Genomic DNA, 24,618 nt, shown 5'->3' on the forward strand with positions numbered 1-24,618 from the left:
GTACCTAAAAACAGCAGTGATAACATTGTTTAGTTGATTTTTTGAACGATGTTGCGCACAATGCTTTGGCTCGGTAGCGCTTGTATCGTTCTTTAACGATGTAAGAAACCCGTGAGGTGCCTGCTAACACCGAACGGAACAAAAGAACCGCCTTTACGGCGGTTTTTTTGTGTCTCCGGCTCTCAACTTTTGATCTTCACAAACAGTAACCATTGTAAATGTATGGCTATTGTGTTGTGCTCGTCAGGCTAAATCGTATTGCTTACCACACCCCGGCTGGCCTGTACCGCAGCCGATTACACTGTACTCAACGATTCAGCAAAGATTTAATGTTGCTTTTATGTGAACGAATTAACAACCAATTCAAATCCTGATATGCTGGCTGAGCGGAACCGGGCACTGTAACTTACAGTCCAGGACATCGACAGCAGTGCCCCGTCAGGATCAATGGCATCAACACCGTGCGCTAAACCCGGTTTGAAAATATATACCCTACGGCTTTAAAGACGACGGGTATAAACGCCAGGCACAATAAATGACAATGAGAGCGAGGAGAATGTCGTGCTAGAAGAATACCGTAAGCACGTAGCCGAGCGTGCTGCAGAGGGCATCGTCCCTAAGCCGTTAGACGCCACCCAAATGGCAGCGCTGGTTGAATCATTAAAGAATCCGCCAAAAGGCGAAGAAGAATTCCTGTTAGACCTGCTGATTAACCGTGTACCCCCAGGCGTCGACGAAGCCGCCTATGTGAAAGCAGGTTTCCTGGCAGCCATCGCCAAAGGCGAAGCAACCTCTCCCCTGATTACCCCTGAGAAAGCCATTGAACTGCTGGGCACCATGCAGGGCGGCTATAACATTCATCCGCTGATTGACGCGCTGGATAACGAAAAATTGGCTGCGATTGCCGCCAAAGCGCTGTCCCATACGCTGCTGATGTTTGATAACTTCTACGACGTGGAAGAGAAAGCCAAGGCGGGTAACCCACACGCCAAACAGATTATGCAGTCCTGGGCCGATGCCGAGTGGTATCTGTCACGTCCGCAGTTGGCGGAAAAAATCACCGTTACCGTGTTCAAAGTCACCGGCGAAACCAATACCGATGATCTGTCACCGGCACCGGATGCCTGGTCGCGCCCGGATATCCCGCTGCACGCCCTGGCGATGCTGAAAAACGAACGTGAAGGCATAGTGCCGGATCAGCCGGGCAGCGTTGGCCCGATCAAGCAAATCGAACTGCTTAACAAAAAAGGCTTCCCACTGGCCTACGTCGGTGACGTGGTCGGTACCGGTTCTTCCCGTAAGTCCGCCACCAACTCGGTGCTGTGGTTTATGGGCGACGACATCCCGCACGTGCCTAACAAGCGCGGCGGCGGTGTGGTACTGGGCGGTAAAATTGCGCCAATCTTCTTCAACACCATGGAAGATGCCGGTGCACTGCCGATTGAAGTGGACGTTAATGACCTGAACATGGGCGATGTGATCGACATTTACCCGTACAAAGGTGAAGTGCGTAACCATGAAACCGGTGAACTGATTGCCAACTTCGAACTGAAAACCGACGTGCTGCTCGACGAAGTGCGCGCCGGTGGCCGTATCCCACTGATCATCGGCCGTGGCCTGACCACCAAAGCGCGCGAATCTTTGGGTCTGCCGCACAGCGATGTGTTCCGCATTGCCAAAGAAGTGGCAGCCAGCAACAAAGGCTTCTCGCTGGCGCAGAAAATGGTTGGCCGCGCCTGTGGCGTTGCCGGCGTGCGTCCGGGGGAATACTGCGAGCCGAAGATGACCTCCGTCGGTTCTCAGGACACCACCGGTCCGATGACCCGTGACGAGCTGAAAGACCTGGCTTGCCTGGGCTTCTCCGCCGATCTGGTGATGCAGTCGTTCTGCCACACTGCCGCGTACCCGAAACCGGTTGATGTGACCACTCACCACACGCTGCCTGACTTTATCATGAACCGTGGTGGCGTATCGCTGCGCCCTGGCGACGGCGTTATCCACTCCTGGCTGAACCGTATGCTGCTGCCGGATACCGTGGGTACCGGTGGTGACTCCCACACCCGTTTCCCGATCGGCATTTCCTTCCCGGCGGGTTCAGGCCTGGTCGCCTTTGCGGCCGCCACCGGCGTGATGCCGCTGGATATGCCTGAGTCGGTGCTGGTGCGCTTCAAAGGTAAAATGCAGCCAGGTATCACGCTGCGCGACCTGGTGCATGCCATCCCTTACTACGCTATCCAGCAGGGTCTGCTGACGGTTGAGAAGAAGGGCAAGAAGAACATCTTCTCCGGCCGTATTCTGGAAATCGAAGGTTTGCCGGAGCTGAAAGTTGAGCAGGCGTTCGAACTGACCGACGCCTCCGCCGAGCGTTCCGCTGCCGGTTGTACCATCAAACTGGATAAGGCACCGATTGAAGAGTACCTGAACTCCAACATCGTACTGCTGAAGTGGATGATCTCCGAAGGCTATGGCGACCGCCGTACGCTGGAGCGTCGTATCCAGGGCATGCAGAAATGGCTGGCGGATCCGCAACTGCTGGAAGGCGATGCGGATGCAGAATACGCTGCGGTGATCGAGATCGATCTGGCAGAGATCACTCAGCCAATCCTGTGCGCACCAAACGATCCGGATGATGCGCGTCTGCTGTCTGATGTGGCCAACAGCAAGATTGATGAAGTGTTCATCGGCTCTTGCATGACCAACATCGGTCACTTCCGTGCCGCCGGTAAGTTGCTGGATCAGCACAAGGGCCAGTTGCCGACCCGTCTGTGGGTGGCTCCGCCAACCAAGATGGACGCAGCTCAGTTGACCGAAGAAGGCTACTACAGCGTATTCGGCAAGAGCGGGGCACGCATCGAGATCCCGGGTTGTTCACTGTGCATGGGTAACCAGGCGCGTGTGGCCGACGGCGCGACGGTAGTTTCCACCTCTACCCGTAACTTCCCGAACCGTTTGGGTACTGGCGCTAACGTGTATCTGGCTTCTGCAGAACTGGCGGCGGTGGCTTCATTGCTGGGCCGTCTGCCAACGCCGGACGAGTACCAGACGTACATGGCACAGGTCGATAAATCTGCGGCGGATACCTACCGCTATCTGAACTTTGACCAACTGGGTCAGTACACTGAAAAAGCCGACGGCGTGATCTTCCAAACCGCTGTTTAAGTCGCTATATTGCGCAACTGTTTAACGGGAGGCCTTGGCCTCCCGTTTTATTTTTCTCAGTTGCCAACTTTGCGAGCGCTCACTGAGTTAGTCATGAATTAATGTTTACACTAAGAGAAAGGGCTCAGGAGGGCGTGCTATGGATTACGAATTTCTGCGTGACGTGACCGGACAGGTGATCGTCAGATTTTCGATGGGGCATGAGGTCATTGGCCACTGGATCAACGAAGAACTCAAAGGCGATTTTAACCTGCTGGATCGCATTGAAGCCGGTGCGGCGGAAGTGAAAGGCAGTGAGCGTCAATGGCAATTGGAAGGCCATGAATACACGCTGCTGATGGACGGTGAAGAAGTGATGATCCGTGCCAATCTGCTGGAGTTTGAAGGCGAAGAGATGGAGGAGGGGATGAATTATTATGACGAAGAAAGCCTCTCATTCTGCGGCGTCGAAGATTTCCTGCAGGTGCTGAAGGCCTACCGTTCTTTTATGCTGAATTACTAAGCGTAGGGTGCGGCATGCCGCACCCGTTACTTATCACAGATGCGGAATATTGCGGCCGTAATAGATTTCCTGCATCTCTTTCCACAGCAGATCGGTAATCTCTTTACGTTCGGCGGCACTCAGCGCATCCGGTTTGGCATTAAACAGGTAGTGCTTCAGATCGAAATCCTTCAGCAACATCTTGGTATGGAAGATGTTCTCCTGGTAAACATTCACGTCCATCATGTGGTACAGCGACTTCATATCATCAGACATAAAGTTCTGGATCGAGTTGATCTCATGATCGATGTAATGCTTCACGCCGTTCACGTCGCGGGTAAAGCCGCGCACGCGGTAATCCATGGTAACGATGTCGGATTCCAACTGGTGGATCAGGTAATTCAGCGCTTTAAGCGGTGAAATCACGCCGCAGGTCGACACTTCGATATCGGCGCGGAAAGTGCACAGACCGCCTTCCGGATGGCTCTCCGGATAGGTGTGAACGCAGATGTGGCTCTTGTCCAGGTGCGCAACCACGGTTTTTGACAGTGGGCCAGGATGCTCCGAGGTATCGACATCGTTCGGATCAACCGGTTCTTCACTGACCAGAATGGTGACGCTGGCACCCTGAGGTTCATAGTCCTGACGGGCGATGTTCAGAATATTGGCGCCAATGATCGAGCAGGTCTCGCTCAGGATCTCGGTCAGGCGATTGGCGTTGTATTGTTCGTCAATGTAGGCGATATAGCCAGCGCGGTCGTCCGCGGTTTTGGCGTAACAAATATCGTAAATACAAAAACTCAGGCTCTTGGTCAGGTTGTTGAAGCCGTGCAGTTTTAGCTTATGCAATTTGGTTCACCTCCTTTATCTTCTCGCTTAACGTGAAACGTTCAGTGCGTCGAGCAAATACTGTGGCAGAGCAAAGCTGCCCGCGTGAATTGCCGGGTTGTAATAACGACAGTTTAGGCCGCTTTGATGAAAGCGATGTTGCAGCGTTGGCAGATCAAGCTGGCGCAGTGCCGGATCCTGGCTCGCCCAGGCGAAGGTCATGATGCCGCCGTAATAGGTCGGGATCGCCGCCTGATAGAAGCTGACGTCGTTGAAGTACTGGCTCAGTCTGGTGTGACTGTTGACCGCTTCGTCTTGTTGCAGGAAGCACACGCCGTTCTGCGCAACAAAAATGCCGCCGTCGTTCAGGCAGCGGGCGCAGCCTTCATAGAATGCCGAGGTGAACAGACTTTCGCCGGGGCCGATGGGATCGGTACAGTCAGAGATAATCACATCGAATTTTTCATCGGTCTGATTAACAAAGTTGACGCCGTCGTCGATCACCAGCTTGAAGCGTGGGTCATCGTAAGCACCGGCATTGTGGTTTGGCAGATATTGGCGGCAGAATTCGACCACGCCGGCGTCGATCTCAACCATAGTGATCTGCTCTACGCCCTGATGGCGGCTGACTTCGCGCAGCATGGCACCGTCGCCACCACCGATGATCAGCACCTTCCTGGCCTGGCCGTGGGCCAGCAGCGGGATGTGGGTCATCATTTCGTGATAAATGAACTCATCGCGCTCGGTGGTTTGCACCACGCCGTCGAGCGCCATCACGCGCCCCAGAACCGGGTTTTCAAAAATCACCAAATCCTGATGCTCGGTCTTCTCACGATACAGCACGTTCTCTACCGAGAAGTACTGGCCGAAGTTGGCATGCAGTGTTTCATACCAAATTTCTTTCTGGGTCATGTGCGGGGACTCCGTAATAACAGCCATGAAAAATTGGCGCAACATCATAGCTAACTCTGCCTGGTGATGCACGGCTGAATTTCAAACAGAGGTAGCGCAAGGCGGGGGGATTAGTTGGCGTAGGCCAGCAGGCTTAGCGAGTCGCGCGCCAGGGATTTGCACTTGTTGGGGGTAGGGATGGCGATCCCGCTGAGATCGCGATAGCTGTCTTCACCCAGCGCCTTCATATTAAAACTATTATAGTTGGTCAGATCCCAACGGTTTTGCTGAGCGAAATAAACGATGGCGCGCTTGATTTGTGCATTGGGCAAGTCGTTGTAGCCGCAGTCATTTTTCAAATAAATAAAGACCGCCGTCAGATCGGCCAGATCTTCCGCTTCAGACTCATTCAGCGCCAGACTGGCGTTGGAGAACCCCAGCATGGTGAGCAACAGCACCAGTAACGTTGTTTTTTTCATCATGAAAATAGACCTGTTTATTGTCCACAGACGTTATCACACTTGCCTGTAAAGGCACCAAATTTTATTACCTGCAGGTAACATAACCGGCAGCAAAGGCTTGACCTTCCGCTAAGGGGAGGGTTTAGGCTGTGAACAGATCAATCTATACCCATACTCTTTCAAGTTGCAGTGCAGCTTGTGCCGCATTAAGTGCCGATCACTGAAAAAGGGAGTCAGCGATGTTACGCCGTGATTTTATCAAATTGACCGCTGCGCTGGGCGCGGCAAGTGCTTTACCTCTGTGGAGTCGGGGCGTGTGGGCCGCCGAGCTGCCGGCGTTGCCGATCCCGCCACTGCTGATGCCGGACGCTCAAGGGAACATTGCGCTGGCGCTGCAAACCGGCGAAATGAACTGGCTGCCGGGCAAGGCGACCCAAACCTGGGGAGTTAATGGGGCGTTATTGGGCCCTGCGGTGCGATTGCAACGCGGTAAACCGGTGACGGTGGATATTCGCAATGGCTTGCCGGAGGCCAGTACCGTTCATTGGCACGGCCTGGAAATCCCCGGTGACGTTGATGGCGGCCCGCAGGCACTGATTCAGCCAGGCACCACGCGCAGGGTGCAATTCACGGTCGAACAGCCCGCAGCCACCTGCTGGTTCCATCCGCACACTCACGGCAAGACGGGTCATCAGGTGATGATGGGTTTGGCGGGGCTGGTTCTGCTGGAAGACGACGAGAGCAGCAAGCTGCCGCTGCCTAAAACCTGGGGACAGGATGATATTCCGGTGATCCTGCAGGACAAACGGTTGGGTAAAGATGCACAGATTGAATACCAACTGGACGTAATGAGTGCTGCAGTCGGCTGGTTCGGTGACCGCATGTTCACCAATGGCGCCCAGTATCCACGACATGTGGCCCCGCGCGGTTGGCTGCGCTTACGATTCCTCAACGGTTGTAACGCGCGTTCATTGAATCTGGCAACCAGCGATCATCGTCCGCTCTACGTGATCGCCAGCGACGGCGGTTTTTTGGCCGAGCCGGTCAAGCTGACCGAACTGCCGATGCTGATGGGGGAACGCTTTGAAGTGCTGGTGGATGCCTCCGACGGCAAGCCCTTCGATATTGTCACGCTGCCGGTTAAACAGATGGGCATGACGCTGGCTCCGTTCGACCAGCCGCTGCCGGTATTACATATTCAGCCTTCACTGGCGCAGGGTATCAAGACCATGCCGGACAGCCTGGTCAAACTGCCGGCATTACCGGCGGTGAGCGGGATCCAGGAGCGCTGGCTGCAACTGATGATGAATCCGCAGTTGGATAAGCTGGGTATGCAGGCGCTGATGGATCGTTACGGTCATCAGGCCATGGCCGGCATGAGCATGGATCACGGCAGCATGCCTAAAGACGGTGGTGATATGGCCGGCATGAAAGGCATGGATCACGGCAGTATGAAGGGGATGGACCACGGCAATATGAAAGGGATGGATCAGGGTGCCAAGCCGTTCGACTTCAGCCATGGCAATATGATCAACGGTAAGGCCTTCGACATGACCAAGCCGATGTTTGAGGCCAAGCGCGGCAAATACGAAAAATGGACCATTTCGGGTGAGGGCGACATGATGCTGCATCCGTTCCATATTCACGGCACCCAGTTCCGCATCCTGTCGGAAAACGGCAAACCCCCGGCGGCTCACCGCAGCGGCTGGAAAGACACCGTGCGGGTCGAAGGTTGGCGCAGTGAAGTGCTGGTACGCTTCGATCACCCGGCCAATAGCGATCATGCCTATATGGCCCACTGCCACCTGTTGGAACATGAAGATACCGGCATGATGCTGGGCTTTACCGTAACCGACTGATCAACCCACGCGGGAAAAACTGGCGGCGCACTCGCGTCGCCAGCGGCTTCAGGCTATGCTAAACTCTGCGCCCTTCTTCCGGCAACTGACCTGAAAACCTATGAAACACACTGTAGAAGTAATGATTTCCGAGCAGGAAGTTAAGACCCGTATCGCCGAACTTGGCCGCCAGATCACCGAAGATTACCGCGATAGCGGCAGTGATATGGTACTGGTCGGGCTGCTGCGCGGCTCCTTTATGTTCATGGCCGATCTGTGTCGCACCATTGAAGTGCCGCATGAGGTCGACTTTATGACCGCCTCCAGCTACGGCAGCGGCATGTCCACTACCCGTGACGTGAAAATCCTCAAGGATTTGGATGAAGACATCCGTGGCAAAGACGTGCTGATCGTCGAAGACATCATTGACTCCGGCAATACGCTGAACAAAGTGCGTGAAATTCTGGCACTGCGCGGGCCGAAATCGCTGGCGATTTGCACCCTGCTGGACAAGCCTGAACGTCGTGAAGTCGAAGTGCCGGTTGAGTACGTGGGCTTCCCGATCCCGGACGAGTTCGTGGTGGGTTACGGCATCGACTACGCTCAGCGTTATCGCCATTTGCCGTACGTCGGTAAAGTAGTGCTGCTGGACGAGTAATATGCGGTGGGCGCGGTTTGCCGCGCCCTGACAGGATTAAATACCCTTATCCTGCTGCAAGGTGGCCATTGCCTTGCGATAACCCATCTCCAGGCTCTCGCGGCTGGTGGCGGCCACTTCAAGATCGCGCAGGCGCCCGTCCTGAATGCCGTACACCCAACCGTGAATCATCACTTTCTGGCCACGTTTCCATGCTGACTGCATGATAGTTGAATGGCCCAGGTTGTAGACCTGCTCAATCACGTTGATTTCACAGAGGACGTCGAGGCGTTGTTCCGGCTCCAGTTCACCCAGCAGTGAGCTGTGCTTGTACCACAGGTCACGGATGTGCAGCAGCCAGTTGTTGATCAGCCCCAGTTCCGGATTCTCAACCGCGGCTTCTACACCACCGCAGCCCAGGTGACCGCAGATAATGATATGCTCAACTTCCAGTACGTCGACGGCGTACTGCACCACCGACAGGCAGTTTAAATCGGTGTGAATCACCAGGTTGGCCACGTTACGGTGAACAAAGAGTTCACCCGGCTCCAGCCCGGTCAGTCTTTCCGCGGGAACGCGGCTGTCTGAGCAACCTATCCATAAAAAGCGAGGCTTTTGCGCCTGGGCTAAACGTTCAAAAAAGTCCGGGTCTTCCTTGCTGATATTAGCTGACCAGGTATGGTTATTAGCGATAAGCTTTTCGATTTCTTTCATGGAAGTTATAGGCCTGTAGCGGACAGATTGCGTTGGGGTAATATAGGACAAGCGTCACAATTTGGAAATCGGAACAATTACGCGAGAGGGTATTCAGCCACTTTTTACACAGTAAGGCGGGATGGAACCTGAATTTTCCGCACGGATTTGCCTCAGTGAAAACGCTGCTGATGATAACATCACCTTCATTACAAGACGCAGCAGCATACTCATCGTCACAAGGTACTTTTTAACTTATGAATTATGCACTGGAAATAGCGCAGCTAACCAAGACTTACGCCGGTGGCGTCAAGGCATTGCGCGGGATTGACCTGAACGTCGAGGCGGGGGATTTTTACGCTTTACTGGGGCCTAACGGCGCCGGAAAATCCACGACCATCGGCATTATCAGCTCGCTGGTCAATAAGACGTCCGGCAGCGTGCGGGTGTTCGGCTACGACATCGATAAAGACATCGTCAACGCCAAACGCCAACTCGGGCTGGTGCCGCAGGAATTCAACTTTAACCCGTTTGAAACCGTGATGCAGATTGTGGTCAATCAGGCCGGCTACTATGGCGTGACCCGCCGTGAGGCACTGGTGCGGGCGGAAAAATACCTGACCCAGCTGGATCTGTGGGGCAAGCGCGACGAACGCGCCCGCATGTTATCTGGCGGGATGAAGCGCCGACTGATGATTGCTCGTGCATTGATGCATCAGCCAAAATTGCTGATCCTCGACGAACCGACCGCCGGGGTAGATATCGAGCTGCGTCGCTCGATGTGGGGCTTCCTGAAAGAGCTGAATGCCCAGGGCACCACCATCATTCTCACCACCCACTATCTGGAAGAGGCAGAGATGCTGTGCCGCAATATCGGCATTATCCAGAACGGTGAACTGGTGGAAAACACCTCGATGAAAGGCCTGTTGGCCAAGCTGAAGTCTGAAACCTTTATCCTCGATCTGGCGGCGAAAAGCCCGTTGCCGAAGCTGGACGGTTACCGCCATCGCCTGACGGACACTTCAACGCTGGAAGTGGAAGTGATGCGTGAACAGGGCCTGAATGGCCTGTTTGCTCAGCTCAGTGCGCAGGGCGTTCAGGTACTGAGCATGCGTAACAAGGCTAACCGGCTGGAAGAGCTGTTTGTCACCCTGGTTAACGGTAATGGAGAAAAAGCATGATGCGTTTGTATTGGGTGGCCTTGCAGAGCATCTGGGCCAAAGAGATCAACCGTTTTGCCCGCATCTGGATCCAGACGCTGGTGCCGCCGGTGATCACCATGACGCTGTATTTCATCATCTTCGGCAACCTGATTGGTTCACGCATTGGGGAAATGCACGGTTTTGATTACATGCAGTTTATCGTCCCCGGTCTGATTATGATGGCGGTGATCACCAACTCGTACGCCAATGTGGCGTCATCGTTCTTCAGCGCCAAATTCCAGCGCAATATCGAAGAGTTGCTGGTGGCGCCGGTACCGACGCACGTGGTGATTGCCGGTTACGTCGGTGGTGGCGTAGCGCGCGGTATTTGCGTTGGCGTGCTGGTGACCGTGATTTCGCTGTTTTTCGTGCCGTTGCAGGTGCATGCCTGGTGGGTGATTGTCGCTACGCTGCTGCTGACGGCGATTTTGTTTTCGCTGGCGGGGCTGATCAACGCGGTGTTTGCCACGACCTTTGACGACATCAGCCTGATCCCAACCTTCGTGCTGACGCCGCTGACCTATCTGGGCGGGGTGTTTTACTCGCTGACGCTGCTGCCGCCGTTCTGGCAGGCGGTGTCCAAACTGAACCCGATCGTCTACATGATCAGCGGGTTCCGCTATGGCTTCCTGGGCATCAGCGACGTGCCGTTGACGCTGACCATGACGGTGCTGGTGGCGTTTATTGCGGTGTTCTACCTGCTGTCCTGGTACCTGATTGAGCGCGGTCGCGGTCTGCGTACCTGATTAACCAGCGTCCCCGGGAATCACCTGCGGGGACGCTTTTCTTGACCTGAAGCAAGCCGCCTGTAAATCAATAGAATTGCTCAAATAACCCCTTTCTCCCCGCTGTTCAAATCATGCTATGCTGGCGCTCCACATTTTCTCCATTTTGTTATATGCCCTATGCATTTCAAGTTGCGGCTAGAAAGGCGACGGGTATTACGCACTCGTAAGCAGAACATAACCATGCGGTCTACACACAAGATAGCGGCTGGGTTACTCGGCATTATGTTGTCACTTGTCGCCCCGGCAAGCCTGGCAAATTTGCTGTCGGAAGACAGTGCCGTTAAATCCGAATATATGGAAGCGCAACGCGACAGTGAGGTTTATTCGCTGATTGGCGAGCATGTCATTCCTGTCGGTGAAGTGAAGCAGGGGCAACTGATCCAGGTGTTCCCGGCGGATGCGGAATATTACGAGTTCAAATTCGGCCACGGAACGGGTTTTATCGATAAAGACGACGTGCGTGAGCTTAAAAAATCACGCAAGGTGAAAGATGATCTGGGGGAACTGAATAAACCGCTGACTAACCAGAACCTGATCACGCAAAAGGCGATCAACGTCTATACCGATGCGGATAACACCAGCGATGTGTTTGGCATGCTGGAAGAAAACTTGCGCTACCCGATTATCGGCAAGCTGAAAGATCGGCTCAACAATACCTGGTATGAGATTAACATTGGCGATCGCCTGGGTTATGTCAGTGAGCTGGACTGCGAGATTGACAGCGGTATACCGATACTGACCTATCATCATCTGCTGAAAAACGAAGAGAACAAGCGCTTCCGCCATACCTCGACGACCACCTCTGACGTGGCGTTCAGTAACCAGATGACCTACCTGAAGCAGGCGGGCTACGACACCATTTCCCTGTATCAGTTGGAAGCCTACCTGAAGAACCAGATTAACCTGCCGGGCAGGGCGGTGGTGCTGACGTTTGATGACGGGCTGAAATCGGTCTATCGCTACGCTTACCCGGTATTGAAGAACTACGGTTTCCGCGCCACGGCGTTTATTATTTCTTCGCGCATCAAGCGCCACCCGCAGAAGTGGAACCCTGACTCGCTACAGTTTATGAGCGTTTCCGAACTCAAGCAGATCCAGGATGTGTTTGACGTGCAGTCGCATACCCATTTCCTGCACCGTACCGACGGTAATCGTCAACCGATCCTGCTGAGCCGCTCGTTGCACAATATTGAATTCGATTTTGAGCATTCACGTCGTGCGCTGTCGCAGTTTAATCCGCATGTGCTGTACCTGTCCTATCCGTTCGGTGGCTACAACCAGCGGGCGATACAGGCCGCGAAAGACGCCGGTTTTCATATGGCGGTGACCACGGTGCAGGGCAAAGTGAAACCGGGGGATAACCCCTATACGCTGAAACGGCTGTATATTTTGCGCACCGACTCGATTCAGACCATGGCGGACAGAATCGCCAACAAGCCAGGAACGCTGGTGGTGCAATAGCAGGAAGGAACGGGCGCCGGCAGCGCCCGTTTTTACTTTTACGCGACCTGAACCGGCACGGCTTTCGCCTTGCGCTGCAGGTGGTTGTCACCCTCGAAGTAGCCAACTTTCGGGCGATGTTGGCGGGCATCGGCATCGCTCATCTGTACGTAGGAGCAGATGATCAGTTTGTCGCCCACGCAGGCGCAGCGTGCTGCCGCACCATTGACCGAAATAATGCGCGAACCGCGTTCGGCTGCGATGGCATAGGTCGAGAAACGCTGACCGTTATCAACGTTATAAATATCGATAGCTTCATATTCCAGAATGCCTGCGGCCTCCAGAAAGTCCTGATCGATGGCGCAGGAGCCTTCATAGTGCAAGTCGGCCTGAGTCACTTTCACCCGATGCAGCTTGCCTTGCAGCATAGTACGTATCATAACTTTACCTAACTGAGTATCAGCCTTCACAGGCGATTGAGGTGGCGTTTATACCCTTCGTCTTTCAAGCTGCGGCGTTGTTGGCTGCTTTACAAGACCCATCCGTGGGTCTTGCCCCTAGGGGCCGCTGCAAGCAGCGTTCAAATCTGTTCCCGACAGATTTGTCGCTCACCCCAGTCACTTACTTGAGTAAGCTCCTGGGGATTCCCGTACTTGCCGCCTAGCTGCAACTCGAAATCCATTAGGGTAGATTTTTTATTACTTTCCCGGTAACAACGGTACCAAATATGCAAAAACCTACAGCGTCAGGTCAACCTGCTGGTTGTCGATCAACCGCGCTTTACCCAGCCAGGCGGCCATTAACACCACGGCACGTTGGCTTTCAACACCCAGCGGTTGCAGGTTGTCGGCGTCGCGGATAAACAGCTCGTCCGGGGTGAACCCGGCGTTGCGCAGGTGCTCTGCGGTTTGCTCCAGCAGTTCGTCGACGTGGCGTTCACCGTTGCTGAGCTGTTCAGCCAGCGCATTCATGATTTTGCTGAGCTGCGGGGCGATTTTCCGCTCTTCGGCAGTCAGGTAACCGTTGCGTGAGCTGAGCGCCAGGCCATCTTTGGCGCGAACTGTCGGTACGCCAACAATGTCGATGTCGTAGCCCATATCCGCCACCATCTTGCGGATCAGCGCCAGTTGCTGGTAGTCCTTCTCGCCAAAACAGGCCAGGTCCGGTTGCACCAGATTGAACAGCTTGCTGACAATGGTGGCGACGCCGCGGTAGTGGCCCGGACGACTGGCACCTTCCAGCATGGTGGAAATGCCCGGTACGTCGACATAGGTTTGCTGTGCCAGCCCCTGCGGATAGACATCGGCCGGTGCGGGTGCGAACACCAGTTCGACGCCGCGGCGGGTGAGTTTTTCGCTGTCTTCCTGCAGGGTGCGTGGGTAACTGGCCAGATCTTCAGGGCGTTCGAATTGCATCGGATTGACGAAAATACTGACGACCACGATATCGGCACGCGCGCGGGCTTCATCGATAAGCCGCATATGACCTTCGTGCAGGTTACCCATGGTCGGCACCAGCGCGATGCGTTTCCCATCCTGACGCCAGCGGCGGGTCTGCTGACGCAACAGCGGCAGGGTTTCGATAATTACCATTCCATAACTCCTAACGCGGACACTTTAGTTGAAAGAGTGCTCTTCAGCGGGGTAAATGCCTTGCTCTACGTCCTGAATATATTGTTGCACCGCCGAGCGGATATCGCCGCTCTGTGCCAGGAAGTTTTTAGCGAATTTTGGCGTGTGGCCACCGGTAATCCCGAAGGCGTCGTGCATCACCAGGATCTGCCCATCGGTGACGTTACCGGCACCAATGCCGATCACCGGAATGGTCAGGGCTTCGGTGACCTTGCGTGCCAGTTCGGTTGGTACACACTCCAGCACCAGCAGTTGGATTCCGGCCAGTTCCAGATTTTTTGCATCTTCCAACAGTTGCTTGGCGGCGAGTTCATCGCGGCCTTGCACCTTGTAGCCACCGAATACGTTGACTGACTGCGGCGTCAGGCCGAGATGGCCGCAGACCGGCACCGCGCGTTCGGTGAGTGTTTTCACCGTTTCACACAGCCAACTGCCGCCTTCCAGCTTCACCATATTGGCACCGGCCTGCATCAGCTCGGCGGCATTGGTGCAGGCCAACTGCGGGGTGGCATAGCTCATAAAGGGCAGGTCGGCCAACAGCAGGCAAGCCGGAGCCCCCCGGCGCACGGCACGGGTATGATAGGCGATGTCGGCGACGGTGACCGGTAGGGTGGAGTCGTGGCCCTGCAGCGTCATGCCCAGTGAATCGCCCACCAGCAGCACTTTAACGCCTTGCTCTTCAAACAGTTTGGCAAAGCTGGCATCGTAGGCGGTGAGGGAGGCAAACTTTCGCTGTTCCTGCTTCCACTGGCGCAAATGGGTCACGGTGGTGGGTTTCATCACTACGTCTCCTGAATAGAGCCGCGCGGCGTACGCAGGGCCCTGGCTGCAAAAAAGTGCTGTCATTCTACTGTAACCCTAACGGGGTGGGTAGCGCAGATCATAATGCTTAAGCGGTTCTTAAGAACCTTGTGGTGTAATGGGCGGCAATGGCTAAAAAAGGACGCACATGCGAATTCTGCTGATAGAAGATGACAAGTTAATCGGCGACGGGATCAAGGCCGGGCTGACCAAACTGGGCTTTAATCTGGACTGGTTTACCGATGGACTGGTCGGCAAAAATGCGCTGGAAAGCGCGCCCTACGATGCGGTGATCCTCGATCTGAGCCTGCCGGGCCTCGATGGCCTGGATCTGCTGCGTCAGTGGCGACAGGCCGGCCATGACGTACCGGTGCTGATCCTGACCGCGCGCGACGCACTGGAGCAACGGGTCAGCGGTCTGCAAAGCGGTGCCGATGATTACCTGTGCAAGCCTTTTGCCCTGACGGAGGTTGCGGCGCGCCTGCAGGCATTGATCCGCCGCCGTCATGGCCAACTGATGCCGCAGCTGGTCCATGGCAATGTGGTGTTCGATACCGCAACCCGTAGCGTGAGCTGCAACGGTGAGCCGGTCACGCTGACCCCGCGTGAATTGGCGGTGCTGGAGCTGTTCCTGCATAACAAGGGACGGGTATTGGCGCGTCCGCTGATCCAGGAAAAGCTGTACAACTGGGACGACGAAGTCAGCAGCAACGCGGTGGAGGTGCATATCCATCATCTGCGGCGCAAGCTGGGTAACGGGTTTATCCGCACCATTCACGGCGTAGGTTATACGCTGGGGGACAACGCGTGAAACATCTTAGTCTGCGGTTGAGATTGATCCTGATTTTCAGCCTGCTGGCGTTATTGACCTGGTGCGCTGCCAGCCTGGTGGCGTGGAAGATGAGCCGCAACACCATCAACGAAGTCTTCGATACCCAGCAGATGCTGTTCGCCAAACGGCTGGCAACCGCCAACCTGGGCGATCTGTTGGCAGACGAGAGCGTGCGCAGCCTGCCGAAAACCAAAAAACTGGTGCACCACGGCAAGCGTGGCGAGCAGGATGATGATGCGCTGGCGTTCGCCATCTTCGACCGCAACGGCAAGATGCTGCTCAATGATGGGGAGAACGGCGCGGATTTTCGCTTTGACGGCGACCGCGAAGGTTTCACCGACGGAGAACGCAAGGGCGATGACGACAGTTGGCGGCTGCTGTGGCTGACCAGCCCGGACGGCCGTTATCGCATCGTGGTGGGGCAGGAGTGGGATTATCGCCGCGATATGGCACTGGGCATGGTGACCGGGCAACTGGTGCCGTGGCTGGTGACGCTGCCGATGCTGATGCTGCTGATTGCGCTGATGGTCGGGCGCGAGCTGCGGCCATTACGCACCGTCGCTGCCGGGCTGCGTAAGCGCGCACCGGACGATGCCACGCCGCTGGATGCCGGTCAGGTACCGACCGAAGTCCGGCCACTGGTCGATGCGCTTAATGCTCTGTTTAGCCGAATCAATGCGCTATTGGTACGTGAACGACGTTTTACTTCTGACGCCGCCCACGAACTGCGCAGCCCGTTGGCGGCGCTGCGGGTGCAAACGGAAGTGGTACAACTGGCCGGTGATGATGAGCAGATGCGCGAGCATGCGCTGGGTAATCTGACGGTAGGTATCGATCGCGCCACCCGGCTGGTGGATCAACTGCTGACGCTGTCGCGGCTGGACTCCCTGTCAGACCTCGCCGAGTTGGAAGCTGCCGACTGGAGCCAACTGGTGCCGATGACGTTGGCCGAGCAGGATCGTCATGCACATGCGGCCGGCGTCACGTTGCGTTACGAACAGCAGGGCACCCCAGCGCCGTTACAGGGGCAAGCGTTGCTGCTGTCGCTGCTGGTGCGCAATTTGGTGGATAATGCGGTGCGTTACACCCCGGCGGGCGGTACGGTCACTGTGAGGCTGACAGAGCGTCTGCTGACGATCGAGGATAATGGTCCGGGCGTGACGACGGAACATCTGGCGCGGTTGGGGGAGCGTTTTTATCGTCCGCCGGGTCAGGAACAGACCGGTAGCGGGTTGGGGTTGTCAATTGTGCAACGCATCGCCGGTTTACACGGGCTGCGGGTTAGCTTTGCCAATCGGCCTGAAGGGGGCTTTGTTGCTCAGGTAGCGCTGTAGGGGGCGTTCTGCAGATCCTGCGCTGACTCAGGCTTTTGGCCTGGGTTGGTGCCAGAGCTCCATGCCGTTTTGCGGTACGCGTTTGAGGCAGCTGGCCAGCGATTCGCCGTCCGGGAAGACTAACTCGGGGGCGATTTCTGCCAATGGATAGAGCATGAACTCACGCTCTTTCAGACCGTAGTGCGGCACCGTCAGGCGATCGGTATGAATCACCTGTTCGCCATACAGCATGATGTCCAGATCGAGGGTGCGTGGGCCCCAGCGCTCATCTTTGCGCACGCGACCCTGATTGCGTTCTATCGCCTGAGTGTGATCGAGTAACTGTTCGGCGGGCAGCAAGGTATCCAGAGCCACCACCGCATTGAGAAAGTCCGGCTGGTTCTGCGGCCCCAGCGGCTTGGTGCGGTAAAACGAAGAACAAACGATCAACCGGGTGCGCGGGAGATGCTCCAGCGCTTCCAGTGCGGCTTTCACCTGCTGTAGCGGGTGCGCCAGGTTGCTGCCCAGCGCGATATAAACGCGGATCATTATTCTCCTTCTTTACGCGGCGTCCGACGGCGAGGGCGGCGCTGACGCGCACGGCGCGGTGCCGGATCGTCACCCAAAGTGCTCAACATGGTTTTCTGTCGTGCCGGTGTGGCTTCCTGGAACTCGCCCCACCATTCGGTCAGACGCAGCATTTCCTGGTTTTCTTCTACTTCGGCACGCAGCGCCAGCAAATCGTAAGCGGCGCGGAATTTCGGATGTTCCATCAGCTTGTGTGCACGCTTGCCCTGACGACGGGACAGACGCAGCTGCAACTGCCAGATATCGCGAACCAGCGTAGTGATGCGTTTCGGGATGGCCAGCGAACGACACTGCTCGTCCAACACATCATTCATCGCCAGCGCGAAGGCGTCGTAGTACGCCAGCCCACTTTCCTGCGCCAGTTTCTGCGCATGTTCCAGCAGCGGATACCAAAGCATAGCAGCAAACAGGAACGCCGGATTGACGCGCATGTCGTTTTGCAGACGGTAGTCGGTGTTCTTCAGCACCTGCGCCAGAATACGCTCCATTGGCGTGTCCTGACTCGGCGTGAAGTGACGTGCAATCTGCGGGAACAGCGGCTGGAACAGCTGGTATTCACAGAGTTTCAGATAGGTCGGATAACCGTAGCCTGCCTGCAGCAGCTTGAGTGATTCCTCAAACAGACGCGCCGGCGGGATCTCATGCAGCAAGGACGCCAGGCGCGGGATTGGCTCGGCGGTTTCATCGCTGATGGTCATGTCCAGCTTGGCGGCAAAGCGCACCGCGCGCAGCATACGCACCGGGTCTTCACGGTAACGGGTTTCCGGATCGCCAATCAGGCGGATCACGCCCTGTTTGAGATCGCGCAGGCCATCGACGTAATCACGCAGGGTGAAGTCCGCTACGCCGTAATACAGGCTGTTGATGGTGAAGTCGCGGCGCTGGGCATCTTCTTCGATCGAGCCGAAAATGTTGTCGCGCAGCAGCATGCCGTTTTGGGCCTGCTGGGAAGAATTTTTGTCAGATTCCGGCGTTTGCTGCTCGTGGTGACCACGGAAGGTGGCAACCTCAATGATTTCCGGCCCGAACATCACGTGGGCCAGGCGGAAGCGGCGGCCTACCAGACGGCAGTTGCGGAACAGCTTGCGCACTTGCTCCGGCGTCGCGTTGGTGGTGATGTCGAAATCTTTCGGTTTTTTGCCCAGCAGCAGGTCGCGTACACCGCCACCGACCAGATAGGCTTCGAAGCCGGATTTGTTCAGGCGATACAGCACCTTCAGCGCATTCTCACTGATGTCTTTACGTGAGATGGAGTGCTGGTCGCGGGGGATCACGGTCATTGAGCCGGTTCCCTCGGCGGCAGGAAAAGGTGGGCGTTTACGCGGTGCCGGCCGGCGGGCAGGGCTCTCTCTGCCGCGATCGACGGAACGTCGCTGCGGCGCGGCCGGCTGTTCCGCCACCACGCTTTCTTCGCGGACTACGTTTTTATCGCTGACCGGCGCATCATCGCGCGGCTGCTTGTCATCGCGGATTAGCACCTTACGGCAGAAATTGGCTACTCGGGTAAAAATGGTACACCTCGATAGTGTCTGATAAAAATGGCGCTAACAAAAAATAGCGGCTAATCATAGCTCACCATGGCTCTTTTGAGAATGCCGATGTGTTTTCGTCCAGGGAAATGGCCTCCCGGCGCGGCACATGGTCCAGCTTCCAGTGAGCGACTGCCCAGCTCAATAATAACGACAGGTCAAGATCTTGCCAGCTTTCCGGCAGCGGTTGGCGCAGAAATTTCAGCGCGGCCACCAGTGTTGGGCGTGGATCGCCGTCGGGGAGAGCGGGCGCATGGTTTTGCTTCGACAATTTGATACCGTTAGCGCCCAGCGCCAGCGGCAGATGCACATAGGCGGGCACCGGCGCCTGCAGTTGATGGTACAGCGCTATCTGGCGCACCGTGGGTTCGATCAGGTCGGCCCCACGCACGATTTCGGTAACGCCCTGAAAATGGTCATCCACCACCACTGCCAGATTATAGGCGAACAGCCCATCGCGACGGCGGATGATAAAGTCTTCCCGTGCCAGTGCCGGGTCGGCCTGCAACTCGCCCTGCAGACGGTCATGAAAGGCGTAAACCGGGGCGGACTGACGTAAGCGAATGGCGGCGCCCTGTGGGCCAAGATTCAAATGACGACAGTGGCTGTCATACAGACCGCCAAGCTGCTGGATACGGCTGCGGGTGCAGTTGCAGCAATAGCTTAGCCCCTGCTGATGCAGTTGATCCAAAGTAGCGCGGTAAGATTCATGACGTTGGGATTGATAGATGACCTGGCCGTCCCAGAGGAGACCATAGTGTTCCAGAGCGGATAAGATACGATCGGCCGCACCGGCGACTTCGCGCGGGGGATCGATATCTTCAATGCGAACCAGCCACTGCCCGTGTTGGGCACGAGCCTGGAGGTAGCTTCCCAGAGCGGCAATCAGCGAGCCGAAATGCAGATCTCCGGAAGGCGATGGGGCAAAGCGCCCCACATATTGTCTTTCTTGCATATCAGAGGGGAAACATTCCCTTTTCTCTGTGCGGCGCACGCAGAACGCACGCCGCAGCGGTAACAACTGTATTAGCCTGCCATCTGCTTTTCGCGGATTTCGGCCAGAGTCTTGCAGTCGATGCACAAATCGGCAGTCGGACGCGCTTCAAGGCGACGAATGCCAATCTCCACGCCGCAAGAGTCGCAGTAGCCGAAATCTTCGTCTTCTACTTTCTTCAGCGTTTTCTCGATCTTTTTGATCAGTTTGCGTTCACGATCGCGGTTACGCAGTTCAAGACTGAACTCTTCTTCCTGAGTGGCACGGTCGGCCGGATCAGGGAAGTTAGCTGCCTCTTCCTGCATATGAGTTACCGTACGATCAACTTCATCCCTGAGCTGGTTACGCCATGCTTCAAGAATGCGCTTGAAATGCGACAACTGGGCGTCGTTCATGTACTCTTCGCCCGGCTTCTCTTGGTACGGCTCCACCCCAGCGATGGCGAGAATGCTCAAGGACGAGGTTTTACGGGTTTGCCCTTCTTGCATGTTGCTTCTCCTACATACACACGCACTATCGAATCCCCAATGTGGGGGAAAAACAGGCCGCTATAAATAACAGATGGGAAGTAGGTTGGCAATTATTCCTGTCGCCTGCTTGACAATGGTGTGAAGGAAGGCGTATTTGGCGACGCGTTAACCGGTTGTCGAATTATTAGTACCCGGTCAGTGCTAATCGATAAAAAACGGTAACTTATCGCAGAGATATATACCGTCAGGTGATAATTTAGCCCCATAACAAACCACTTCTACACCCAACTGCTGAACCTGTGCCAACAGTGTCGCATAACGCTCATCTATATGATGTGCCGGTGCGACCTGCTCAATACCGCTATGTAACACAGCAAAGAACAATACCGCCCGTTGCCCGCTTTCAACCACGCTTAGCAACTCACGTAAGTGCTTCTGTCCTCTGAGCGTTACCGCATCAGGGAAGTAACCACGTTGTTGTTGCAATAATGTGACTGACTTAACTTCAATATAGCAGTTAGCGCGATCTTCTGCCTGTAATAACAAATCGATACGGCTGTTCTCACCGCCATATTTTACTTCGCTGCTGATTTTACTGTAACCGGATAATTCATTGATTAGATTCTGTTCGATTGCCTCACGTACCAGGGTGTTGGCACGCAGGGTGTTCACGCAGATCCAGTCCCCCTGTTGGGTATGCGTCAGCTCCCAGCTGTGGGCATATTTGCGCTTGGGGTTATCCGAGGTGGAATACCAGACGGTATCGCCGGGCGTGGCACAGCCGGTCATGGCACCGGTATTGGCGCAGTGCAGGGTGAAGGTTTCCCCTTCCGGGGTAACGACATCCGCCAGAAAGCGTTTGTAACGTTTAATCAGCGTGGCGTGGCGCAACGGTGGCGAAAAAATCATGGCGTTTCCTGATGGGCTAAAGACCATTGCTCAAGCATCTGATAACGTGTGCGGCCGTTTTCAAACACTGACTGGTACAGGGCGAATTCGTTGGCGCTGAAGTTCCAGCCCGGCGTAGCGGGCGGTACGGCGACCGGCTGCGTGGCACTGCGCAGCAGGGTGATATGCGGATGAAACGGCATTGGGCTTTGATAGCAGCCGCTGCGGGCCGCTTGCGATCGCAACAGCTCCGCCAACTGCAACAGGCCGCGTGGTGCACGGCGGGTACCTAGCCAGACCACGCCGGGGCGCGGCCAGTGGCCGAGGTCATCGAGCACCATGCTGAAACCGGGCTGGCTAATACGGCTGGCCAACTTTTTCAACGCGGATTCTTTTTGCGCCGAGACATCACCAAGAAAGGCCAGCGTCAGATGCAAATTGGCTGCCGCGACCGGCCGGCCGACTTCCGGCGCGAAGGCTTCGGCGCGCCAGCGGATCACCTGTTGCTGCAGCGCATCAGGCAAGGTCAGGGCGAAAAACAGGCGGCGCGAGCTGGACATAGGTTCCCGGCAAGTAATGAAAGGCGGAGTCTAATGCTACAATGTGCGCCGTCCAATGTTAACCACTACGGAGAGTTCTGTGTCTTCACTGCCCGTCAGCGCGGTTCTTGATCAATTACTCACTGCGCTGCAATCCGCCCCGCAGGTCTTGCTGCATGCGCCGACCGGTGCCGGTAAATCCACCTGGCTGCCATTGCAGATCCTGGCCAAAGCCGGGTTGCCGGGACGCATTATCATGCTCGAACCGCGGCGATTGGCGGCGAAAAACGTGGCTTACAGGTTGGCACAGCAACTGGGAGAAGAACCGGGCCAGACGGTGGGTTACCGCATGCGCGCCGAAAGCAAAAGCGGACCCAATACCCGGTTAGAGGTGGTTACCGAAGGTATTCTTACCCGCATGCTGCAGCAGGACGCCGAGCTGCAGGGCGTCTCGCTGGTGATCCTCGACGAATTCCATGAGCGTAGCCTGCAGGCCGATCTGGCATTGGCGCTGCTGCTGGACGTTCAGCAGGGTCTGCGTGACGATCTAAAGCTGCTGATCATGTCGGCGACGCTGGATAACGCCCGCCTGTCGCAGTTGCTGCCGCAGGCCCCTGTGGTGGTGTCTGAAGGCCGCAGTTTCCCGGTTGAACGCCAGTATCAGCCGTTGGCCAGCCATCAGCGGCTGGAGGACGGCGTGGCCGCGGCGGTCAAACGCCTGCTGTCGGAACAGACAGGATCGCTGTTGCTGTTCCTGCCGGGCGTAGCGGAAATCAACCGGGTGCACGAGCGCTTGAACGGTGAGGTGGCGGCCGATACCGATCTATGCCCGCTGTACGGTGCCTTGCCGTTGGCACAGCAGCAAAAAGCGATTCAACCAGCCCCCGCCGGGCGACGTAAAGTGGTGCTGGCGACCAATATCGCCGAAACCAGCCTGACCATCGAAGGTATTCGGCTGGTGGTAGACAGCGGTCTGGAGCGAGTGGCGCGATATGACGTGCGTAACGGTCTCACGCGGCTGGTCACACAGCGTATCAGTCAGGCGTCAATGATTCAGCGTGCAGGTCGTGCCGGGCGTCTGGAGCCGGGTATCTGCTGGCATCTGTTGGCCAGGGAGCAGGCGGAACGGGCGGTAGAGCACGCCGAACCGGAAATTCTGCAAAGCGATCTGGCCGGTTTTTGGCTCGAGTTGCTGCAATGGGGTTGCCATGACGTCGGGCAACTGACCTGGCTCGACAGGCCACCGGAAACGGCGCTGGCGGCAGCCCGCAGGCTGTTGCAGCGGTTGGGGGCCATCGATGACGGGGATAAGCTCACCTCGCGCGGCCGGCAGATGGCCAAACTGGGCTGTGAGCCACGGCTGGCGGCGATGCTGACCCACGGCGCGGATCTCGGAGCCGATGGGCTGGCAACGGCCGCCGCGCTGGCAGCGTTACTGGAAGAACCTCCGCGTAGCGGACAAATGGATATCGGCTACTGGCTCAGTCGCCCACAGCCGAACTGGCAACGCCGTGCCACCCAGCTTGCCCGACGTTTGCCGGTGAAGGCCGGGCAGGTTGATGTCGAGTTGGCACCGCGCCTGCTGGCGTTAGCCTTCACTGACCGCATCGCTCAACGGCGCGGTCAGGATGGCCGTTATCTGCTGGCCAACGGCATGGGCGCGGCGATGAATCAGGACGAGGCGTTATCGCGTGCGCCATGGCTGATCGTACCCAGTCTGCTACAGGGGCATAACAGCCCGGATGCTCGTATCCTGCTGGCGCTGCCGGTGGATATCGAGGCGCTGGCGGCACAGTTACCGGCGATGGTTTCCCAGCAAACCGCCGTAGAGTGGGATGAGGAAAAAGGCACGCTGCGCGCCTGGAAACGCCAGCAAATTGGTCGCCTGACGCTGCGTGCGCAGCCGTTGGCCAAACCGGCTGCCGAAGAACTGCAACTGGCACTGCTCAATTGGGTGCGTGCCCAGGGGGTAGCGGTGCTCAACTGGGACACCGCCGCCGAACAGTTGCGCCTGCGCCTGCAGTGCGCACAGAGCTGGCTGCCGGAGGCTGACTGGCCACTGGTCGATGATGAGTCGTTGTTGGCATCACTGGAGCAGTGGCTGTTGCCGTCGCTGAGTGGTGTACGTGACATGCGCGGGCTGAAACAGGTGAATATCGCCGAGGCTCTGGCGCGGTTACTGAATTGGCAGCAAAAGCAGCGACTGGATAATGCGTTACCCACTCATTACACTGTGCCGACCGGCAGCAGACTGCCGATCCGCTATGATGCCGGCAAACCCCCGGCGCTGGCGGTGCGTTTACAGGAAGTGTTTGGTGAACAACGCAGTCCGATGCTGGCCGAAGGTCGCATCCCGGTGGTGCTTGAGTTACTCTCACCGGCGCACCGGCCGTTGCAAATCACCGGCGATCTGGCGGCGTTCTGGCAGGGCGCTTACCGGGAAGTGCAAAAAGAGATGAAAGGGCGTTACCCGAAGCACGTGTGGCCGGACGACCCGGCAAATACCGCCCCCACGCGGCGCACGAAAAAATATCAGTAAATGAATTCAGATGTTTCTTCTGTTCAGCGGCGTCACGCCACGACAGATTAAGCGACTTATAATGGCCGGCAGTGCC

Annotated in this window: 23 protein-coding genes; 10 read left to right on the forward strand and 13 right to left on the reverse strand. The window is 56.5% G+C overall.

The features are described 5' to 3' along the window. Window positions 1-561 precede the first annotated feature (561 nt). Both acnB and yacL read left to right on the forward strand, forming a co-directional pair. Window positions 562-3,159: a bifunctional aconitate hydratase 2/2-methylisocitrate dehydratase gene (gene acnB, locus FCL49_RS18120; protein WP_174354608.1), complete on the forward strand. Its 2,598-nt coding sequence runs from the start codon at window positions 562-564 to the stop codon at window positions 3,157-3,159. A 139-nt stretch (window positions 3,160-3,298) separates the two neighbouring features. Then, the gene (gene yacL / locus FCL49_RS18125) at window positions 3,299-3,661 is read left to right on the forward strand and encodes a protein YacL (protein ID WP_174354609.1); all 363 of its coding nucleotides are present in this window, start codon (window positions 3,299-3,301) and stop codon (window positions 3,659-3,661) included. 33 nt (window positions 3,662-3,694) lie between these two features. Here the strand turns inward: yacL and speD are convergent, their stop codons facing one another. The 3 genes from speD to FCL49_RS18140 all read right to left on the reverse strand — a co-directional run bounded on the left by speD (window position 3,695) and on the right by FCL49_RS18140 (window position 5,838). After that, entirely contained in the window at window positions 3,695-4,489 is a 795-nt protein-coding gene (gene speD / locus FCL49_RS18130; protein WP_174354610.1) for an adenosylmethionine decarboxylase, read from the reverse strand. A 27-nt stretch (window positions 4,490-4,516) separates the two neighbouring features. Then, entirely contained in the window at window positions 4,517-5,380 is an 864-nt protein-coding gene (gene speE / locus FCL49_RS18135; RefSeq protein ID WP_174354611.1) for a polyamine aminopropyltransferase, read from the reverse strand. A gap of 110 nt (window positions 5,381-5,490) precedes the next feature. Beyond that, window positions 5,491-5,838, reverse strand: a complete 348-nt coding sequence (locus tag FCL49_RS18140; protein ID WP_037410781.1) for a YacC family pilotin-like protein — start codon at window positions 5,836-5,838, stop codon at window positions 5,491-5,493. 221 nt (window positions 5,839-6,059) lie between these two features. On the opposite strand from FCL49_RS18140, the gene cueO reads away from it, so the two are divergent. Together cueO and hpt are read left to right on the forward strand one after the other, a co-directional pair. Next, a complete protein-coding gene (gene cueO, locus FCL49_RS18145) occupies window positions 6,060-7,679 on the forward strand; it encodes a multicopper oxidase CueO (RefSeq protein ID WP_174354612.1) in 1,620 nt (539 codons plus the stop codon). A 100-nt stretch (window positions 7,680-7,779) separates the two neighbouring features. Beyond that, window positions 7,780-8,316: a hypoxanthine phosphoribosyltransferase gene (hpt, locus tag FCL49_RS18150; RefSeq protein ID WP_012146700.1), complete on the forward strand. Its 537-nt coding sequence runs from the start codon at window positions 7,780-7,782 to the stop codon at window positions 8,314-8,316. Between the two features lie 36 nt (window positions 8,317-8,352). On the opposite strand, the gene can is transcribed toward hpt, so the two are convergent. Then, window positions 8,353-9,009: a carbonate dehydratase gene (can, locus tag FCL49_RS18155; RefSeq protein WP_061807929.1), complete on the reverse strand. Its 657-nt coding sequence runs from the start codon at window positions 9,007-9,009 to the stop codon at window positions 8,353-8,355. A 236-nt stretch (window positions 9,010-9,245) separates the two neighbouring features. On the opposite strand from can, the gene FCL49_RS18160 reads away from it, so the two are divergent. The 3 genes from FCL49_RS18160 to FCL49_RS18170 all read left to right on the forward strand — a co-directional run bounded on the left by FCL49_RS18160 (window position 9,246) and on the right by FCL49_RS18170 (window position 12,439). Then, window positions 9,246-10,169: an ABC transporter ATP-binding protein gene (locus tag FCL49_RS18160; protein WP_012146698.1), complete on the forward strand. Its 924-nt coding sequence runs from the start codon at window positions 9,246-9,248 to the stop codon at window positions 10,167-10,169. After that, the gene (locus FCL49_RS18165) at window positions 10,166-10,936 is read left to right on the forward strand and encodes an ABC transporter permease (protein WP_012146697.1); all 771 of its coding nucleotides are present in this window, start codon (window positions 10,166-10,168) and stop codon (window positions 10,934-10,936) included. Before FCL49_RS18160 ends, FCL49_RS18165 begins: the two co-directional genes overlap by 4 nt. Before the next feature lie 222 nt (window positions 10,937-11,158). Next, a complete protein-coding gene (locus FCL49_RS18170; RefSeq protein ID WP_174354613.1) occupies window positions 11,159-12,439 on the forward strand; it encodes a polysaccharide deacetylase family protein in 1,281 nt (426 codons plus the stop codon). Between the two features lie 38 nt (window positions 12,440-12,477). Here the strand turns inward: FCL49_RS18170 and panD are convergent, their stop codons facing one another. The 3 genes from panD to panB form a co-directional block, all read right to left on the reverse strand. Continuing rightward, window positions 12,478-12,858: an aspartate 1-decarboxylase gene (gene panD, locus FCL49_RS18175; protein ID WP_012146695.1), complete on the reverse strand. Its 381-nt coding sequence runs from the start codon at window positions 12,856-12,858 to the stop codon at window positions 12,478-12,480. Window positions 12,859-13,155: 297 nt separating this feature from the next. After that, the gene (gene panC / locus FCL49_RS18180) at window positions 13,156-14,010 is read right to left on the reverse strand and encodes a pantoate--beta-alanine ligase (RefSeq protein ID WP_174354614.1); all 855 of its coding nucleotides are present in this window, start codon (window positions 14,008-14,010) and stop codon (window positions 13,156-13,158) included. A 24-nt stretch (window positions 14,011-14,034) separates the two neighbouring features. Then, window positions 14,035-14,829, reverse strand: coding sequence for a 3-methyl-2-oxobutanoate hydroxymethyltransferase (gene panB / locus FCL49_RS18185; RefSeq protein ID WP_174354615.1), 795 nt, complete (start codon window positions 14,827-14,829; stop codon window positions 14,035-14,037). A 169-nt stretch (window positions 14,830-14,998) separates the two neighbouring features. Here panB and qseB point away from each other — a divergent pair, with 169 nt between their 5' ends. Both qseB and qseC read left to right on the forward strand, forming a co-directional pair. Continuing rightward, window positions 14,999-15,661 (forward strand): quorum sensing response regulator transcription factor QseB, encoded by a 663-nt coding sequence (gene qseB, locus FCL49_RS18190; protein ID WP_135317967.1) that lies wholly within the window; start codon window positions 14,999-15,001, stop codon window positions 15,659-15,661. Beyond that, the gene (gene qseC / locus FCL49_RS18195; RefSeq protein WP_174354616.1) at window positions 15,658-17,016 is read left to right on the forward strand and encodes a quorum sensing histidine kinase QseC; all 1,359 of its coding nucleotides are present in this window, start codon (window positions 15,658-15,660) and stop codon (window positions 17,014-17,016) included. The genes qseB and qseC overlap by 4 nt, the downstream gene beginning before the upstream one ends. Window positions 17,017-17,043: 27 nt before the next feature. On the opposite strand, the gene folK is transcribed toward qseC, so the two are convergent. The 6 genes from folK to thpR form a co-directional block, all read right to left on the reverse strand. Beyond that, on the reverse strand, window positions 17,044-17,544 hold the full coding sequence (gene folK, locus FCL49_RS18200; RefSeq protein WP_174354617.1) for a 2-amino-4-hydroxy-6-hydroxymethyldihydropteridine diphosphokinase: 501 nt from the start codon (window positions 17,542-17,544) through the stop codon (window positions 17,044-17,046). Then, window positions 17,544-19,094: a polynucleotide adenylyltransferase PcnB gene (gene pcnB / locus FCL49_RS18205; RefSeq protein ID WP_174354656.1), complete on the reverse strand. Its 1,551-nt coding sequence runs from the start codon at window positions 19,092-19,094 to the stop codon at window positions 17,544-17,546. The genes folK and pcnB overlap by 1 nt, the downstream gene beginning before the upstream one ends. Window positions 19,095-19,155: 61 nt before the next feature. Then, window positions 19,156-20,067, reverse strand: coding sequence for a tRNA glutamyl-Q(34) synthetase GluQRS (gluQRS, locus tag FCL49_RS18210; protein WP_174354618.1), 912 nt, complete (start codon window positions 20,065-20,067; stop codon window positions 19,156-19,158). A 71-nt stretch (window positions 20,068-20,138) separates the two neighbouring features. Continuing rightward, window positions 20,139-20,594, reverse strand: a complete 456-nt coding sequence (gene dksA, locus FCL49_RS18215) for an RNA polymerase-binding protein DksA (RefSeq protein WP_085119044.1) — start codon at window positions 20,592-20,594, stop codon at window positions 20,139-20,141. Window positions 20,595-20,777: 183 nt separating this feature from the next. Continuing rightward, on the reverse strand, window positions 20,778-21,485 hold the full coding sequence (gene sfsA / locus FCL49_RS18220) for a DNA/RNA nuclease SfsA (protein ID WP_135317962.1): 708 nt from the start codon (window positions 21,483-21,485) through the stop codon (window positions 20,778-20,780). Next, entirely contained in the window at window positions 21,482-22,024 is a 543-nt protein-coding gene (gene thpR, locus FCL49_RS18225) for an RNA 2',3'-cyclic phosphodiesterase (RefSeq protein ID WP_174354619.1), read from the reverse strand. The genes sfsA and thpR overlap by 4 nt, the downstream gene beginning before the upstream one ends. 79 nt (window positions 22,025-22,103) lie before the next feature. On the opposite strand from thpR, the gene hrpB reads away from it, so the two are divergent. Then, window positions 22,104-24,542, forward strand: coding sequence for an ATP-dependent helicase HrpB (gene hrpB / locus FCL49_RS18230; RefSeq protein ID WP_174354620.1), 2,439 nt, complete (start codon window positions 22,104-22,106; stop codon window positions 24,540-24,542). Window positions 24,543-24,618: the final 76 nt, after the last annotated feature.

Origin of the sequence: Serratia proteamaculans, from assembly GCF_013337185.1 — a bacterium.
GTDB classification, from domain to species: Bacteria; Pseudomonadota; Gammaproteobacteria; order Enterobacterales; family Enterobacteriaceae; genus Serratia; species Serratia proteamaculans_D.